Source organism: Candidatus Melainabacteria bacterium RIFOXYA2_FULL_32_9 (assembly GCA_001784615.1).
GTDB lineage: Bacteria > Cyanobacteriota > Vampirovibrionia > Gastranaerophilales > UBA9579 > UBA9579.
In genome coordinates, this window is the sequence record MFRQ01000163.1 from 5,136 (window position 1) to 21,349 (window position 16,214).

Here is a 16,214-nt window from a genome sequence, read left to right on the forward strand (position 1 = left end):
AGAAGCGTGAATAGAACTTTATCTAACCTTGTGAAAAAACTTAAAATCCAAAAAGATATATCACCGCATACTTTTAGACATAGTTTTGCGACAAGGCTACTTGAAAACGGGGCAGATTTAAGAGTTGTTCAAGAGCTATTAGGGCATGCTAGTATAAGTAATACTCAGATTTATACTCACGTTTCGACAGAAAGACTTAAACAAGCTTATGTTAAAGCACATCCAAGAGCAAAATATAAATCAGATGAAAGTGCGAATAATGAATAAAAAAGCATTTAACATAGCTAAATTTATATGTATTTTAAGTATATTTATATTATTGGCAAGCTGCGCACCTATAATAGCTCCCTCAGAAGACGTAGTAAAATCTAATAAGTCAGAAAACTCTCATCAACAAAATATTATTCCTCAAGGACAGCTACTATGGCAGTATAAAATTAGTGGTGAAGTTAATTCTGCACCTATTTATTATAATAATAGAATTTTTGCAGCTTCTAAAGATGGTGTTTTGTATGCTTTAAAAGCAAATAGTGGAGCTTGTGAATGGAAATATAAGACTGATTCAGCTATAACAAATTCGTCTCCGGTAGTATATGGAAATCAGATATATATTGGTGGGGAAAACGGTAAACTTTATGCTATTAGTGTAAATACAGGTGACGCCGAGTGGTATTATCAAACAAAAGCACCAATACACTCTACTCCTGAAGTTAGGGATGGGCGTGTGTATTATGGATCAAGAGATAGACAAATATATTCTGTTTCTATTATTACAGGAACTCCTGATTGGATATTTAAGACATCAGGTCCTATAGATTCATCTCCTACTGTTGCAGGAGATTCCTTATATATAGGTTCGTATGATGGTTATTTATATGCTATAAACATTAATAATGGTAAGAAGTTATGGGAATATAAGACTGATGGAGCAATATTAGCAAAGCCTGTTGTAATAGATAATGTTGTTTACATCGGGTCTACTGATAAAAACTTATATGCAATTGATGCTCAATCCGGAAACAAAATCTGGGTGAAGAAGCTCTCAGGAATAATTTCATCTGCAATAACATCTTATAATAACCAGATTTTTGTTGGTGATGGGCAAGGGCGTGTTTATGCACTTAATTCAAAAGACGGTTCTTTACTGTGGGAATATATAACATCAGGGGCAATTCTTGCTGCACCGGTTTCCTCATCCGGAATTGTATATGTGCCATCCGGTGATTCCAATTTATATGCTCTAGATGCTTTAACAGGAAAAGAATTATGGAAGTTTAATACATCGGGCCCTATTTTTTCTTCGCCTATAATTAATGATGGGATTGTATATTTTGGATCTGGAGATGGATATGTCTATGCACTCAAATAAAATAGCTATAATTATTCCTGCAAGATATGGATCAACAAGGTTACCAGGTAAACCGCTTATTAAGGTTAATGATAAACCAATAATTCAATGGGTTTATGAAAAGGCATCTAAATCTAAATTAGCTGACATTGTCATAGTTGCTACAGATGATGAGAATATATTTAAGGCAGTAAAGGCTTTTGGAGGCCATGTTGAGATGACTTCTCCTCATCATCAGAGTGGAAGCGATAGAATTGGTGAAATTGTAAAAAACAATCCAGAAATTCAAATAGCAGTAAATGTTCAGGGCGATGAGCCACTAATTGATCCACAGAGTATAGATAGCGCTATAAATGGTCTTATTGAAGATAATAATGCCGATATATCTACTTTAATTAGAGAAATTAGTGATAATGATGAAGTTGTAAATCCAAATATAGTTAAGGTTGTACGCAATAATTCCAATTTTGCCTTATACTTTTCAAGATCTCCGGTTCCATATGAAAGAAATACCGGTGAAGCAAAATATTATGCTCATATTGGTCTTTATGCTTACAGAAGAGAAAGTCTTCTAAAAATGATAGAGTTAGATCAGACTGATCTGGAAAAAGCAGAAAGTTTGGAACAACTTAGAGCATTACAAAATGGTATGAGAATAAAGACTTTGATTGTTGACTATAAACCTATAGGAATTGATACAGAAGAAGATCTAAACAAATTTAGAGATCTATTGGAGAAATGAGTTTAAATATTAACTTAAAAATATATAAAATAATATGAATTTATTAGCACGTAAGCTATTATAAAACTAGATGAAAATTTAAAAATATGCAAATATAATTTCAATTTAGTCTTATTAGTATTATAATAGTTTGAAATTGTTTCAAATTATCATTTTGCTAAAAGAATATTTCAAGTTAATAGATAAATCAAACAAAAAAAGTGCAAAAGGGTTGGCAAATTTTGAAACAAATATTATCTTATTATTAATAAGTAAAAGTTGAGGGTAAGATGAAGAAAAAAGCTTTAGAAGAAGCTAAAAAGTATGAAAAATTTATTCTCGAAGAGAAAGTACAGTCATTCCAATACATGGAATCTGACGGATTAAGAAGAAGGCCTATTGTAGAAGTAGTAAGAAAAGAAATTGCATTTAAAGATATAGAAAAATTGATTAAAGAAACCCCTTATTTAGTAGATACATATATAATTGAAGATTCCAGACACATTAAAATAGGAATAGATAAGTTAATTATTTGCAGATATAAAACAAATTATAAAAGACCTGAATAATGATAACTCATAAGTATAATCATTTATTAGATTAAGGATAGTTTCCTGAATTTAGAGGATGATAATATTTCAATAAAAATATACTATTAACATTAGTAGTATGTTTTGGGGGAGTGATATGCAAGTATTTGATATTTCTAGTGATCTAAATGGAGCTATTAATTCACTGGAAAAATTATTAAATGGGGAAGATGGTGAAAAAATTTTAGAAACTATAAAGAGGTATAAAGTTTCTAAACAAGATTTTGATGGATATTCGTCTAAGCCAAAGAGAAAATAAATACAAATAGTAATGTAAACTTTTTTTAAAAAATAGTCTGCTTATAAGCAGACTATTTTTTAAATGTATTGGCTTAATTTAATAAATAATTTAAAATTATCTAATCAATACTTAAGTTGATACTTAAATAATTTACAGATGTCATTGTGAGCCTTTAATTGAGAATAATGCGTGATAATCCTAAAGTATAAATTGTACAAATAGCAACTTGAGTTTAGTTAATATTAATTGTATGAGTGAGCTGTATGTCTAAAAGTAAGGGTGAATTTAAAGTAAAATTTAGAGGAGTACGAGGCAGTTATCCTGTCTCATCAAAAAATACCTTAAAATATGGTGGTAATACTGGATGCATTGAGATAAGAGTTAATGGATATTTAATTATAATAGATTCTGGAACAGGTATAATTAATCTCGGTAATGATTTAGTTAAAGATTACATTGTTAGCGGCACAGATGAAACTAACAGAGATCCAATTACTGGGATTATCCTATATAGTCATACTCACACGGATCATATACAAGGACTTCCTTTTTTCAAGCCTGTTTATATGCCTACATCCAAGTTTTATTTATTTGGTGCCAAATCTATGGGATTCGATTTTCAAGAAACATTGTCTCAGTCTATGTATGCGCCTTTCTCACCAATTGATCTTGAAGAATTACCAGCTTATCTAAATATAAATAATCTCAAAAATACAGACATTATAGTGTTAAGCCATGACAATGATGAACCTGTGGTTAAGAGAATCCATGAATGCGATAAAATTAAAAATATAGATGAACTTGTAACAATCAAATGCATGAAAAGCTCAGCACATCCAAGGGATGGAGTGCTTGTATTTAAAGTAAGCTGGAAAGGTAAGAGTTTAGTTTGTGCTACTGATAAAGAAAGTTATGTCGGTGGAGATAGCAAACTTATTTATTTTGCAAGAAATGCGAATTTATTAATTCATGATGCTCAATATACACAGGAAGATTATACTTCATTGACCCATTCCAAACAGGGATTTGGGCATAGTACCCCTGAAATGGCTATTGAAACTGCAAGATTAGCAAATGTGAAAAAGTTAGTCCTTTTTCACCATGATCCAACATATGAAGATTCAAAAATTGATGTCATAGAGGAAAATGCTAAAAGACAATTTAAGAATACTATAGCGGCATATGAAGGCCTTGAAATAGATTTAATGTAGGTGTATGAAAAATCCAATTAAATACATACCAATTTTGATTTTCCTGATTTTCTTACAGGGAGGCAAATTTGTCATAGACCCAACTAGAAATGCTAACATGCATAATGAAAAAGGAGTTAAATTTCAGGAAGATGGTTATTATACTGCTGCTGCTATGGAATTCAAGCTGGCAATAGGGTTAAATCGTGATTCAGCCGCAACGGCTACTTTTTATAATAATCTCGGATTAAGCTATATGCATTTGCATAGATATGATTGGGCAGCAACCAGTTTTCAAAGGGCTACAAGCTTAAATCCCAATTTTATTGAATATTATACAAATTTGATAAAAGCATATAGAGCACAAAATATTATCTCAAAAGAAATTGATAAACATATAAAAATAATTAAGAAGAACAAATCTAATTCTAGATCATGGTTAATGTTAGGCTTAATGTATGTTGAGCTTAAGTATAATTACGATGCAATTTTATGTTTAAATGAATTTAAAAAGTTAGAACCTGAGCTAATACTTACTCAGGGGGTGGATGATATTATTAAAAAAATAAAATAAAAATACTTATAATAATTTAATACGAGAAAATTGTTATAAGTATGGTTGAAATACTCTATTTTAATGAAAACACTCAAAAAATAAAGTCAGCAGAATTAAGAGAAGTCCAGGGATTATTGCAGAATGATAAAAATATAATCTGGATTGATTTTAAATATCCTCCTAATATCTGGCCTAATAATGAGGAAATGAATCTGCTTGAGAAAATATTAGGCATACATCTGCTTAATATTGAAGATTGTGTCCACGTGGAAACCCAGCCCAAAGTTGAAGAATACAAGAATTATCTTTTTTTAATCATCAATAAGTTGAAATTTGATGATGATAAATTGGAAATCCAATCATTAGATCTTTTTTTAGGAAAAAATTTTATTATTACTTATAAAACAGAAGAAATTGAAGAAATAAATCTTGCTAAATCTTCATTTAAGTCTGGAACGAATCATATACATAAAAATCCTGTATTAACTTGTCATTTTATCGCTGATCACATAGTAGATGGATATTTTGGGATTATAGACAGGTTTGATATTCATATTGATAAAATAGAAGCAAGAATTTTTCAAACAACTGATTATGCAAGAACAATACAGGATCTTTCTGCTTTTCGAGAAAACCTTAATAATGCAAGGCGCTCACTAGTTATAGAAAAGGAGATTTTTTATAATTTGAGTAGAGGATATTACAATATGATTGGAGGAGAAGATCAAATACTTTTTAGAGATATATATGATCACCTGGATAAAAATGTTGGAATGGTTGATAACCAGAGAGATTCTATAGCTGGTATATTTGATATTCAATTAAGTTTAAGCTCTCAAAAATTAAATGAAGTAATAAAATTTTTGACATTAATTTCAACAATATTCATACCAGCCACTTTAATTTCTGGTATTTTTGGTATGAATTTTATGAAATTCCCTTTATTTGAGACTGTTTATGGTTTCGCAATTGCAATTGGATTAATGATACTTATTGCAGTAATTATGATTGCATATTTCAGGCATAAAAAGTGGATATAAATAATTATTTATTCATATAAAAAAGATCGGACGTAGGGCAAATCCGATCTTTAGCTGAAAAACAGACGGTTAAGTGAGAATGAATAAAGTACACTAATATACAACCAAAAGCCATAATGTACGGAAATCCCCCAATCGTATACACAATCCTGGCTATTCTATATTCCTGAGAATTTTTGGCTTGAACTAGCAAATATTTTTTTTAGACGTTTTATTGTAATTGTAGATCTTTAAACTTTAAATCAGGAGATAGACAATATGAACATTCCACAGTCAAATATTGCTTTTAAAGGCGTATTTCATGTTAAAGGTAATAGTGAAGGACAAGTTTGGGAGTATTATAAAAAAGTCCGAGATAATATTGAGCCAAAACAGGGTGGCAAAGATAAAGCGCCACTTAATTTTATAATTTCCTTTGATAAACCTGAGTTATATTTCTTCACTGGACAAGATGCCTTAGATATCAATAACATTCAGGCAGGTAAATTTACAAAAGATCAAAATTCATCGGTAGTAAAAGATCCGGAATTACTCAAAAATAGAATTTTGGATCAATACAAACAAAAAGCTGTATCCATAGATTTAAGAGGTTAATAATATGAAGGTTCCACAGTCAAATATTGCTTTTACGAGCAAATTTTTAATTAAATCAAATGATCCAGAAAAAACACGTAACTTTAGCAAACAATTAGAAAAAGCATTTGATATACAAGGTGCATATCAACATTCATTTAACGATGGAAAAGAAGTACTACATATATGTGGTGAGGAAGCAAAAGATCTTCTTTATACCAGTCGTGAGATTGATAAATTTTTCCCTGAGGAATTCTTTCCAATCGAACGTAATATAAAACCTGGTGAAAAGAAGGGAATTTTTATTCACGGCGAAGAGGGTAAAAAAGTACGCGAAAATCTATTGAATCAATATAAACAGGAAGCAAAAGTTATAGATCTAGATGCTTAGGCTATTAAGAACCTATCCGATAAATAAATTATTGCAGTCATTGCGAGCCATGAATCGTAAATAACTGTCTTCAATTGTACTTGCGTGGCAATCTATAAGCATTATTTCTTGGATTCTCGGATAGGCTCCAAGTATTTACTATTCTTAATTGTTTAAACTGTGTATAGGAGCAGGAATTCTACCGCCTCTTTTTACAAAGCTTTCACAGGAAAATTTATTTACAGGCATAATTGGTGTTTCACCTAATAGGCCACCAAATACTGCATAATCTCCAACTTTTTTACCTGGAACAGGAATTATTCTTACTGCTGTGGTTTTCTTATTTATCATGCCAATTGCCATTTCATCGGCTATAATTCCTGATATTGTTTCACTTGCAGTATCTCCTGGGATAGCTATCATATCAAGTCCGACTGAGCAGACAGAAGTCATGGCTTCAAGTTTATCAAAAGTCAGAGAACCTGCTTTTACTGCTTCAACCATGCCGGCATCTTCACTAACTGGAATGAAAGCGCCACTCAATCCGCCAACATAAGAACTTGCCATAACACCGCCTTTTTTAACAGCATCATTTAATAATGCAAGGGCAGCAGTAGAACCGGGGGCTCCGCATCTTTCAAGTCCCATCGCTTCGAGAATATTAGCAACACTATCGCCAATAGCAGGTGTTGGGGCAAGAGATAGATCTATAACTCCAAAAGGAATATTTAATTTCTGAGCTACCTGCCTGCCTATAAGTTCACCAGCAGTGGTTATTTTATATGATATATTTTTAATTTTTGTAGCAAGTTCACCAAAATCAGCATCAGGTGGTAATGATGCTACACTTGCACGTATTACTCCAGGCCCGCTAATACCTATATTTAATGCACATTCAGGCTCTCCATAACCATGAAATGCACCTGCCATAAATGGATTGTCTCCAGGAACATTACAAAATACAACAAGTTTTGCTGCTCCAATCCCATCTCTATTTTTTGTAAGTTCAGCTGTTTGTTTTATGATTTTACCCATCTTAATGACAGCATTCATATTGATTCCGGCTTTTGAAGTTGCAACATTCACCGATGAACAGACTCTATCTGTTATTTTTAAAGCTTCTGGAATGCTTTCAATAAGTGCAGCATCGCCTCTTGTACAGCCTTTTTCAACAAGGGCTCCAAATCCACCAATAAAATCAACATTTACAACTTTTGCTGCCTGGTCAAGTACTTTTGCCAGATATACATAGTCATATTCTTGACAGCTTTCACCTACTAATGAGATAGGAGTGACTGCAATACGCTTATTTATTATGGGGATAGAATATTCTTCTTCTATCTCTATTACAGTTTGATTGAGATTTTCAGCGAAGCTAAGTATTTTGTTATAAATTTTTTCGCCAGTTTCTTTGACATTCCCTGAAGCACAGTCTCTTAAACTTAGAGCTAGTGTAATAGTCCTAATATCAAGATTGTGCATTCTGATCATGTTAATGGTTTCAATAATATATTCTGTATTAATTCCACCCATTAGTGTTATAATCCTTTTTAAGCTATATGATGCATATTATCGAAGATCTTTTTTCTTTGTACCCAGACTTCCATGCCGGTTTCTTTGCCAAGATCCAATAGAGCATCTTTAAACTCTTTAAAAGAGCTTGTAGCTTTAGAAAAATCGGCCATCATAATCATAGTAAAATGATCCTGCATGATTGTTTGTCGAATATCTTCAATGTTTACCTGGTATTTTGCCAGAGTGTTAGTAAAAGCAGCAACAATACCAACTTTATCTATTCCAATAATTGTTATGATTATTTTTGAATCTTCCATTTCCCACTCTCTCAAATATATGAATCCTCTGAATATTATATGCTTAAACTTATAATAAGGAAAATCATTTTTTAAATGCTATTAAAAGTCCGCCACCAAAAGGTAAATATGAAATTTGATAATTATCATTATGAGAAATCGTATCTAAAAAGTCTTCCATCTCGCTTTTGTGAGAAGTTACATTATCTGCAACAAGCATTCCACCTGATCTAATTTTAGGATTCATAATTTCATAATATCTTATGTATTCAGCTTTATTGGCATCAATAAACACCAGGTCAAATATGCCTTCTATATTTTCTATTATGTCTAATGCTTTACCTTGCTTTACAGTTATAAAATCGGAAAGACCGCATTCTTCAAAGTTTCTCTTGGCAATATCAATTCTTTCCTGATAATATTCTATACTTATAACGTGACCTGAGTTATTTCTAACAGCTTCAGCAAACCAGATTGTTGAATAACCGTTTGACGTACCTATTTCAAGTATATTCTTATAGTTTGCAGCTTTAATAATTAAATTCAAATGATTGCCGGAATCTCTTGGGATATTCCAGTACTTTTCACTAGTTTCTTCTAGGTGGAGCAGTTTTTTTCTAATAATTTCTTGCATTTTTATTTATTATTTACAGTTTGAGGTATTATCAAGGAGTTTATAGTTGTACCTACAGGAAGATAATCAATAACTTTCTCTTCATTAAGGTCAATAATTGCAATTTCATATGAATCCGCATTTGCAACTAGTGCTGTATCAGTTGAATTAAGTATATTAATGCTTATTGGAAAACCGCTATCTTTCAAGGTAATTGTATTGTTTATAGTAAAAGTACTGATATCTATAACACTTATAGTGCGCGATTCAGCTGATAAAACATACAGCTTATTTTTCTCTTTTACCACCTTTATGTCAACAGGCTTGTTACCTACTTCCAAAGTTTTAACTTGTTCATTCTTTTCCAAATTATAAATATTGAGTAAATTGCCTGATCTGCTCAATGTTAAGAGATATTTGTCAAATTGAGCTATTTTTGCAACGTTATTTACTTGAGTGATTACATCAATACTGGGATTATCCGGTTTCTTACTACCAATAGCTGGGGGAGTAAGCTGTAATCTGTAAATTTTTCCAGAAGCTACATCGTTATAGAATATATTTTGTTCATCTTCTGATAATACCAGATTTGCAGGGGAACCTGTGACTGGAATATTATTTATAACTGTCATATTTTTGATATCAATAATAGAAATACTAGATGATAAACGATTTGCAACATATGCTTTATCTGTAGATTTAGACATTACAATTGATACTGGGAATTTTCCTACTTCAATTTCTGTCACAAAGCGACTAGTAGTTGTATCGATAATAGACACTTTATTTGTAGATAAGCAAGTAGCAAGGATATATCTATTGTCATCAGTAATTGTAATGTCTGATGGAATTGAAGACAATCTAATAGACTTAATGGATTTTCCTGTTTGCGGAGAAACGATATAAATTAAATTAGAGTTAAAATTAGTTACATAAAGTGTTTTATTAACTAAATCTGCTATTTCAATTGCTGATGCTGATTTATTCGATTTAGCAACTATTGTAGTTACAGAATTATTATCAGTATTTTTGTTATTTTGTGTATTTACCAGTACTTGGCTTGCATCACTACTTGTTTTAATTTTAAGATCACCTGTAATAATCCGTAATTCTGGGGGAATAACGAGGTTTTCCGGTACAACAAGATCTTGGGGTAAAAGTCCTAACTTAACTTTAAGTGGAATTTCTGGACTGTTAGTTAAAGTGTATATTTTTTCTGATTTTTTTATCATTTTTAAAAGAGTAAGATTATTTGCAAATAAAATTAAATCAGGTTTACTGGCAAAACTAGCTTTTGCAGGGATCGTCATTACAATTTCTGCTGGATTAGCAGAATTCTGATAACTAATTGGCAATACAGGTAAATATTTAGTTCCATCAGGACATTCTATGAGTCCGTCAAATCTGATATTTGCATTAGGAATTTTCTCTTTTATCAAATCTATTACAGGTTTTGGTAATTCTGTTCCTAAACTTGGCAAAATCAGACTAAGATTTATAAAAATACTAATTATTGTAATTATTATTTTTTTCATTTATACAGTTCCGTCTCATTAAAATAATGGTATATTATTGACTATTTCCTGTAAAGACACCTTTTATTTTATCCACAATATTTTCTTTATTATTTTTTTCACTCTGAATTTCGCTTAATCGTTTATATAATTTCTTTTCCTCTTCAGTAATATTTGTAGGAGTAAGTAAATTAATTCTAATAAATTGGTCTCCTCTTTTGTTTGGATTATTTAAGTGTGGGACTCCAACACTTTTTATTGTGAGAATAGAACCAGTTTGAATGCCTGGATGTATTTTTAGATGACTTTTTCCATCCACTGTTTCAACTTCTACTTCGTCACCTAATGTTGCTTGTGGGAAGCTTATATTATAATCCAGGTAAATATTTACACCATCTCTTTTGAAGCTTTTATGCGGTTGTACAAGTAAAACAACATATAAATCCCCAGCAGGGCCACCATTTTTACCTGCATCGCCTTCTGAATTTATTCTAAGCTTGTTGCCTGTATCGACACCTTTAGGGATTTTTACATTTAAGACTTTACCAACTTCTTTACGTCCTTGTCCATTGCAGTTTTTACAAGGTGTTGCAGAAGTTCCTCTGCCCTGACATGCAGGACATGTTGATACCTGAGTAAAGTGTCCTAAAATTGTTTGAGTTGTTTGTTGGATTTGACCATAACCTTTACAGGTGCTACAAGTAATTGGGGTAGTACCTGGCTCAACTCCCGAGGCATTACAAGTATTACATGCCTCAAGATGCTCTATTTCTACATTTTTTTCTGCACCAAATACTGCTTCTTCAAATGTTATTTGTAAATCAAGCCTTAAATCACTGCCTCTTAGTGGAGAATTGGCATGTTGTCTCGATCTGGTGCCTGAAAATCCGCCTCCAAAAAAGCTGGATAAAATATCATTTAAATCACCAAATCCAAAGTCAAATGGTCCAGAATAATCATAGCCTGCGTTTTTCAAGCCATCATGCCCGTACCTGTCGTACATAGCACGTTTATCCCCGTCCATTAAAACTTCATAAGCCTGTCCTAGTTCTTTAAACTTCTCTTCAGCGTCAGGCGCTTTATTTACATCCGGATGAAGTTCACGAGCTTTTTTTCTGAATGCTCGTTTTATTTCTTCTTGACTGGCATCTTTTGATACGCCTAATATTTCATAATAATCAGTTTTAGTCATTTTTATCTTTAAGATCTCTCCGATGTTCTTAATTACAATTATTGATTAACAGCTACATTGACTAATGCTGGTCTTAGTATTCTGTCATCTAACTTATATCCTGTTTGCAGTTCTGCAATAATAGTATGGTCAGCTACTTCATCAGTTGGGGTTTGCATTACAGCTTCATGGTATATTGGGTCAAATTCTTTTCCAATAGCATCGATTTTCTGTAAACCTATTTTTTCCAGTGAATCGATAAATTGCTTCTGAACTACATTAAAATTTTCCTTAACTTTTTCAAGGTCGTCCATCTCAGAAATACATTTTTGAGCTCTTTCAAAAGTATCAATTACAGGCAATATTTTTTTCAGAGTACCTTCTGCACCATATTTTAATAAAGATTCTCTTTCCTGAGCTTGCCTTTTTCTATAATTATCGAAATCAGCTGCCAATCTTAAATATTGGTTTTTTAATGATTCCATTTCGGATTGTATATTTTCTTCTAATTGTTCTTCTGTCTGCTGATCAGAGGTGATATTGTCATTTTCTTCATTCTTGTTATTAGCAGCAAATGGATTTTTAGCTTCATCTTCAGCATTTATTGATTCAGATTCTGTGTTTAAAGTTTCGTTATCGGTATTATCCTTATTTTTATCAAACATTCCTGATTACCCTTTAAGATATACTTACATCAATTAATTATTATAGTTTAAAATATAGATTTTCTTAATTTTTTGTCTTTATAGTCTTTATTTAATCACAAACACTTTTATTACCAAACTCTTTAGGAATAAAACATTAAGGTAATTTTTCAGTTATTGTATTTGTTTCATAATAGTTGATAATAAAATTATATAAGTTCTTATTGGAGGAGTAAGAATGACTCTAAAAAACTTTCTAATTTTAATTTTTTCGTGCGTACTGCTTTTTTCAAGCTCATTAGGAGGTTTTCTGATTGGGTATAAAATTGCAGAAAAGTCACAAAATGAACCCTCTCTTACAAAATTTTTACCTAAAAATGTAAATAAAACAATACCGGCACCAATTTCTAGTAATATAATTGCTGATATATCAGAAAAAGTCATACCTTGGGTTGTAAATATAAAAATGGAATATGACGATATTAATCAATCAGCTTATCCCGATCAAATGCACCCATTTATGCCGTTTGATTTTGATGATAATAAATCAAAAATAAAGATAAGGGTGACCGGAGGATCTGGAGTAATAATAAGAAAAGATGGATACATACTGACAAACAGCCACGTACTTAAAAATGCAAAAAATATTATAGTTACTTTAAATAATTCTAAATCATATAAAGCTGAAATTATTGGTACAGATGACGTAACAGATATAGCAGTGCTGAAAATCAACCCAAATAATGAAGACTTACCTGTTGCTGAAATTGGTGATTCTGCAAAACTAAGAATAGGTGAATGGATAATTGCTGTTGGCAGTCCACTTGGTTATGAACAAACAGTAACTCAAGGAATTATAAGTGCAGTTAATAGAAGAGTTAATGATATACCGGCAAGTGTTAATTTTATTCAAACAGACGCTGCAATAAATCCTGGTAATTCAGGTGGCCCGCTAATTAATATGAATGGTCAGGTTATAGGTATCAATACAGCTATTAGAGCAGATGCGCAAAATATAGGTTTTGCTATTCCAATTAATATAGTGAAGAAAATCTCCGAGGAGATTATAAAAACAGGAAATGTAGCAAGACCCTGGATTGGAATTGAGATAAGAGACAAAGAGTTATCATTGCCATATGGCATTGATATACAAACATATAACGCTAAGGGTGTCCTAATTACAAGGGTTTTGCCTGGAAGTCCTGCAGAAAGAGCAAGAATGAAAAAAGATGATATTATTTTGAAAATTGATGGTATTAAAGTCAAAGATGTACGGGATGTTCAGGAAAAAGTAAGAAACCACAAGATTGGAAAAGTTGTTAAATTCGATATATTAAGGAATAACAAGAAAATCAGGCTAAATATAAAGACAGAAAAACTTCCAAGTATTTGGTAATACTCTTAAACGTAAGTATAAAGTATATACCCTGCTTATAAAAAGGCTGGAGTTCTTCTCATAAGTGGCATACTCCATTTATTAAGGAATGTAAATATTATATCAATAGTATATATTATTTGCGCAATTTTTAGATAATTTATTACTTTATAAAAATAAGAGTCTATTTCAGAGAGAATTTGAATGTAATTACGTGTTTCTATGGGGGTATAATATGACTATGAGTATTGGTAATTATTCACCATCTGCCTTTCCCTACATTCCCGTCTCCTATCCTAACCCATGGGACAGTTCCCTGAGAGATATGCCAATGCATAATTATTTGAATCCATTTCCAACTGTAAACACATTTGTAAATGATACAGATAACTTCTTAACTTCATTTTTTAATAATGAATTATTAAATCCTACATTTAATCCATATAATCCATGGCCTGTACAGCAAAATAATCAATATGCTTTGCAAAATCCTTATGGGCAATATACTGGCCAACAGGCTGGTCAGTATCCAGGTGCGCAAACTACAAATGATCCTATGACAATGGTAACACAACTTTTAACAAGTATAATGTCATTATTGCAAAAAATGTTAGGTATAGAACCGCAACAAGCACAACAAGTTCAGCAAAATACTACAAATACTACAAACCAAACAAATTCTACACATAATACAAATCAAGAAAATTCAACAAATGATAATATTGCTACTCATACAGATCAACAAACACAAAATAATACAGCTACAAAGACGCAACATACTAAAACAAAGGCAACAACGACTCAGCAACCTCAAGTAACAACTACTCAGATAACCTCAACAAAAGATGATGCCAAATCTAAAGAAAACGAGCCTGTAAAAGTAAATGCAACAGTTATTACACAAACAGAAACAGGTGAGAGAAAGAAAGATCTAGATTTTCAAGTACCGTTAAATGATTCATCAAAAGTAGCTATAATTGCGAAAGACTTGGCTGATAAGCGCAACATAATGATAAATGGGAACAATAACATAATAAATTACATTGTTATTAATAATCCTATAGATATTGAGTCAGCACAAAAAGAAGCTGCCACCTTTATATCAGAAATACCAGCAGCATCTACAGTTATTAATACTCCAGCAATAGCTGCACCTATTCAAAAATCAACATCAAATGAACCTGCTGCAATGTCAACAGCAAACAATAGTGAACCAGCTAAAGAAACAAGTAATCCAGCACCAGCTGTAGAGGAAAAACCACCAGTTGCAGTGGAGGAAAAAGCTGAGAAAAGTGAAGAAATATTGGCAGATCAAAAGGAATAATATATTTTGCATAATAGTGTTTTTAATTCGATGACCATTATAGGATCCAGAATCTTTGTTTAATGCTTGGATTTAATTATAAATAATAACTCAAGTTACTACTTAAATAATTCACAGGAATCATGCAGTAAATTAAAAACTTAACAAAACAAGACCTCTCCCCATATAATAATATTGAAAATATGCATTATTAAAAGGTGAGAGGTTATGTATAATTTTAACAGAATAGCAAAAAGTTTGACAATAGGTCTTTTGGCATATGATGGTAAATATAGTTATAGCAAAGGATGTGAACCCTTTACAAATGTTTCATCCTATCAATTAAAACGTTTTCTCGATAGAGAATGGGATGAAAATCAGAAATTAGAAGAATATATCAGAAGTCTTGAAATTGACTGGTCAACAGGCTGGCTAATGGGAGATGATACCATTATTGAAAAGCCTTATGCCCAAAAGATAGAATGTGTATATTGGCAATATTCAAGCAAGAATAAAGGATTTATTGAGGGTATATCTCTTACGGTATTAGCATGGACTGATGGAAAGCGGACTATTCCAATAAAATTTATGGTGTATGAAAAGGATATCAATGGTAATCCAGTTCAGACTAAAAATACTTTTCTTGAGGAAGCCGTAGAATATGCAAAGAATCTTGGGATTGTACCTAAATATGTTTGTTTTGATAGTAAATTCAGCAGTAAAAGCCTCCTTAACTTGTTAAATTCATTTAGATGGGTGTATTTTACCCAACTTGCATCTAACAGAAGTTTTAATGGTCAGCAATTAAAAATGCGTCGTTTCCAGCCTTACTCAGAAGAGGGCAATCTTAAAGGTGTTGGGCATAGAGTCAGTATTACCAAATACTGCAAAAGATATTATGCCACTAATGCAACAGGAAAGCACATTACAAGTAAATACATTGTGAATCATTATCGTGTCAGATGGAGTATTGAAGTATTATTCAGGGTACTAAAGCAATTATGTCATTTACAAGATTGCCAAGGCAAGAAAACACGTACACAAAAGCACTATGTATTTATGTGTATTCAAGCATTCATACTGCTTCAAGATCAAAATGAAAAATCAGTTTATTATGCTAAAAAAATTTTTCAACAAAAATATTTAAGGATTAA

The 16,214-nt window shown here is 31.6% G+C and carries 18 protein-coding genes (1 of these 18 only partly in view); 12 read left to right on the forward strand and 6 right to left on the reverse strand.

From position 1 onward, the window contains the following. The 9 genes from A2255_03970 to A2255_04010 all read left to right on the forward strand — a co-directional run. Positions 1 to 267, forward strand: the end of a protein-coding gene (locus A2255_03970; protein ID OGI16894.1) for a site-specific tyrosine recombinase XerD. It extends 663 nt beyond the left edge of the window; only the last 267 of its 930 coding nucleotides appear in the window; its start codon lies beyond the left edge, outside the window; its stop codon occupies positions 265 to 267. Further along, complete coding sequence (locus tag A2255_03975) at positions 260 to 1,369, forward strand: hypothetical protein (GenBank protein ID OGI16878.1); 1,110 nt, start codon at positions 260 to 262, stop codon at positions 1,367 to 1,369. Before A2255_03970 ends, A2255_03975 begins: the two co-directional genes overlap by 8 nt. Next, entirely contained in the window at positions 1,356 to 2,090 is a 735-nt protein-coding gene (locus A2255_03980) for a 3-deoxy-manno-octulosonate cytidylyltransferase (protein ID OGI16895.1), read from the forward strand. The genes A2255_03975 and A2255_03980 overlap by 14 nt, the downstream gene beginning before the upstream one ends. A 269-nt stretch (positions 2,091 to 2,359) precedes the next feature. Next, positions 2,360 to 2,638 carry a hypothetical protein gene (locus tag A2255_03985; GenBank protein OGI16879.1) on the forward strand — a complete coding sequence of 93 codons (279 nt, stop codon included), beginning with the start codon at positions 2,360 to 2,362 and terminating at the stop codon, positions 2,636 to 2,638. A gap of 525 nt (positions 2,639 to 3,163) precedes the next feature. After that, positions 3,164 to 4,111, forward strand: a complete 948-nt coding sequence (locus tag A2255_03990) for a hypothetical protein (protein OGI16880.1) — start codon at positions 3,164 to 3,166, stop codon at positions 4,109 to 4,111. 4 nt (positions 4,112 to 4,115) lie between these two features. Further along, positions 4,116 to 4,664 (forward strand): hypothetical protein, encoded by a 549-nt coding sequence (locus tag A2255_03995; GenBank protein ID OGI16881.1) that lies wholly within the window; start codon positions 4,116 to 4,118, stop codon positions 4,662 to 4,664. Positions 4,665 to 4,705: 41 nt separating this feature from the next. Next, positions 4,706 to 5,686 carry a magnesium and cobalt transport protein CorA gene (locus A2255_04000; GenBank protein ID OGI16882.1) on the forward strand — a complete coding sequence of 327 codons (981 nt, stop codon included), beginning with the start codon at positions 4,706 to 4,708 and terminating at the stop codon, positions 5,684 to 5,686. Between the two features lie 258 nt (positions 5,687 to 5,944). Beyond that, the gene (locus A2255_04005) at positions 5,945 to 6,280 is read left to right on the forward strand and encodes a hypothetical protein (GenBank protein OGI16883.1); all 336 of its coding nucleotides are present in this window, start codon (positions 5,945 to 5,947) and stop codon (positions 6,278 to 6,280) included. A gap of 4 nt (positions 6,281 to 6,284) precedes the next feature. Then, the gene (locus A2255_04010) at positions 6,285 to 6,650 is read left to right on the forward strand and encodes a hypothetical protein (protein ID OGI16884.1); all 366 of its coding nucleotides are present in this window, start codon (positions 6,285 to 6,287) and stop codon (positions 6,648 to 6,650) included. A gap of 144 nt (positions 6,651 to 6,794) precedes the next feature. On the opposite strand, the gene A2255_04015 is transcribed toward A2255_04010, so the two are convergent. The 6 genes from A2255_04015 to A2255_04040 form a co-directional block, all read right to left on the reverse strand. Further along, on the reverse strand, positions 6,795 to 8,162 hold the full coding sequence (locus A2255_04015; protein ID OGI16885.1) for a hypothetical protein: 1,368 nt from the start codon (positions 8,160 to 8,162) through the stop codon (positions 6,795 to 6,797). 17 nt (positions 8,163 to 8,179) lie between these two features. Further along, complete coding sequence (locus A2255_04020) at positions 8,180 to 8,461, reverse strand: hypothetical protein (protein OGI16886.1); 282 nt, start codon at positions 8,459 to 8,461, stop codon at positions 8,180 to 8,182. A 64-nt stretch (positions 8,462 to 8,525) separates the two neighbouring features. Next, positions 8,526 to 9,074 (reverse strand): hypothetical protein, encoded by a 549-nt coding sequence (locus A2255_04025; GenBank protein ID OGI16887.1) that lies wholly within the window; start codon positions 9,072 to 9,074, stop codon positions 8,526 to 8,528. Between the two features lie 2 nt (positions 9,075 to 9,076). Continuing rightward, positions 9,077 to 10,588 (reverse strand): hypothetical protein, encoded by a 1,512-nt coding sequence (locus tag A2255_04030; GenBank protein ID OGI16888.1) that lies wholly within the window; start codon positions 10,586 to 10,588, stop codon positions 9,077 to 9,079. Between the two features lie 34 nt (positions 10,589 to 10,622). Beyond that, positions 10,623 to 11,759, reverse strand: a complete 1,137-nt coding sequence (locus A2255_04035; protein OGI16889.1) for a molecular chaperone DnaJ — start codon at positions 11,757 to 11,759, stop codon at positions 10,623 to 10,625. 38 nt (positions 11,760 to 11,797) lie between these two features. Further along, entirely contained in the window at positions 11,798 to 12,403 is a 606-nt protein-coding gene (locus A2255_04040) for a nucleotide exchange factor GrpE (GenBank protein OGI16890.1), read from the reverse strand. 217 nt (positions 12,404 to 12,620) lie between these two features. Here A2255_04040 and A2255_04045 point away from each other — a divergent pair, with 217 nt between their 5' ends. The 3 genes from A2255_04045 to A2255_04055 form a co-directional block, all read left to right on the forward strand. Continuing rightward, the gene (locus tag A2255_04045; protein OGI16891.1) at positions 12,621 to 13,778 is read left to right on the forward strand and encodes a hypothetical protein; all 1,158 of its coding nucleotides are present in this window, start codon (positions 12,621 to 12,623) and stop codon (positions 13,776 to 13,778) included. 214 nt (positions 13,779 to 13,992) lie between these two features. Then, the gene (locus A2255_04050) at positions 13,993 to 15,081 is read left to right on the forward strand and encodes a hypothetical protein (GenBank protein OGI16892.1); all 1,089 of its coding nucleotides are present in this window, start codon (positions 13,993 to 13,995) and stop codon (positions 15,079 to 15,081) included. A 207-nt stretch (positions 15,082 to 15,288) separates the two neighbouring features. After that, positions 15,289 to 16,214 (forward strand): hypothetical protein (locus A2255_04055; GenBank protein ID OGI16893.1); only part of this gene is annotated, 926 nt, incomplete at its 3' end.